Annotated in this window: 1 protein-coding gene and 2 pseudogenes; 2 read left to right on the top strand and 1 reads right to left on the bottom strand. The window is 43.2% G+C overall.

Annotated elements, in window-relative coordinates; genetic code table 11:
• Positions 1–264: 264 nt before the first annotated feature.
• A complete protein-coding gene (locus PX636_RS06380; protein WP_353853456.1) occupies positions 265–927 on the top strand; it encodes a PEP-CTERM sorting domain-containing protein in 663 nt (220 codons plus the stop codon).
• Between the two features lie 39 nt (positions 928–966).
• A pseudogene (locus PX636_RS06375) lies at positions 967–1,182 on the top strand (30S ribosomal protein S6); the annotation flags it as partial.
• Between the two features lie 6 nt (positions 1,183–1,188).
• On the opposite strand, the pseudogene PX636_RS22605 reads toward PX636_RS06375, so the two are convergent.
• Positions 1,189–1,363: pseudogene (locus PX636_RS22605) on the bottom strand (Uma2 family endonuclease); the annotation flags it as partial.

Here is a 1,363-nt window from a genome sequence, read left to right as displayed (position 1 = left end):
ATTTTACTGAATTTTGCCGATTCATGAAGAAGATAGTGCTTTTGCCTTTGAGTAAGAGAGCGATAAGTAGGGCGTGTTAAGCTGTCGCTAACATACCTTTATTTTTATAAGTAACTTAGAGTATTGTTAAGATTTGATAAATTTAACGGCAAGACTTTCAAATCTACAGAATTAAACATTATAAATCAGGCAGAACTACATTTTTTAAGAGGCATTTAGTTATGGTATTAGCAAAACTTATGAAATACTCCATCGGGGGGGGTAATACTTATCAGTCTGGCAGCAGGTACGGCACAAGCATTTAATCTACTCCAAAATGGCAGCTTTGAAAATACTGCCGGGACTTTCGTCAATAATGGATTTGGATGGATGTCTTTGAACCCAGGCTCTAATGTGATTCCGGGGTGGAAAACCACCACTGCCGAGTTGTTATGGGGTCAAAATGTCAATATAGATAACATTACTACTCCCTTTGGCTCTTTCTTGCTCGATTTCACTGGCTATCACAATTCTTTTCCCTATGGAGGTGTGACTCAAACTATTAACACTACGGTGGGTCAGCAATATACCCTATCTCTCTCTTTGGGAACGTATCAATCTAATCCTGTATATATAGGGCCAGTCTCAGTTGAGGCGACTGCTGGTTCCTCTAACCAAACATTCACTTTCAATCCATCAGGCTCTGGTAGTCAGTGGAGTAGCTTCAGCTTCGATTTCACTGCGACGAGTACATCCACTCCTATCTCCATCGTGGGAACTTTTAGTGGAGGCTGCTGTCACATTGGGCTAGATAATGTATCTGTAGAAGCAAAAACCACACAAACTGTTCCTGAACCTAGCACAATTTTAGGCTTAGGTTTATTGGGATTTGGTGCTTTCTGCCAGCGCAAACTAGCTCAAGGGAAGAAGTCAAAACAGGACAATTGAGTTGAGAAATTTGGGATTTCTTTCAACAAATTTTTGATAGGTGTCTATGTGCAGATGAATTATCAGGCCAGCGGCAAACAAGTCGCCCCCATGGAACGGGCCATGGGTTTAAGTGATGAGGTTATTCGTTATTTAACCCTAAAACTCGATCGCGTGGTGGCCCCCCCTGCGGATTTATCTGCCTTAACGGAAATTCCCCCCTCTCCTATCACCGAAGCGGTGGTGGAAGAGGACGGCATCTCCGAGGAAGATTAATTATAGTCACAACTGTGTCGGGTCAATGCCCAATTCCCGTAATCGGGCAAAAGCGCGATCGCGTTCCTGTTGTGCTTGGTCGCGTTCTTGTTGTGCTTGGTTGCGCTCTTGTTGTGCTTGGTTACGTTCTTGTTGTGCTTGATTGCGTTCCTCAAAGAGGGTTTCAGGGTCTTTAAATCGT

It is taken from the genome of Microcystis sp. M53598_WE2 (assembly GCF_030067735.1).
GTDB classification, from domain to species: Bacteria; Cyanobacteriota; Cyanobacteriia; order Cyanobacteriales; family Microcystaceae; genus Microcystis; species Microcystis aeruginosa.
The sequence above is the reverse complement of the archived record's forward strand: the minus strand, read 5'-3'. Positions and strand labels throughout refer to the sequence as shown.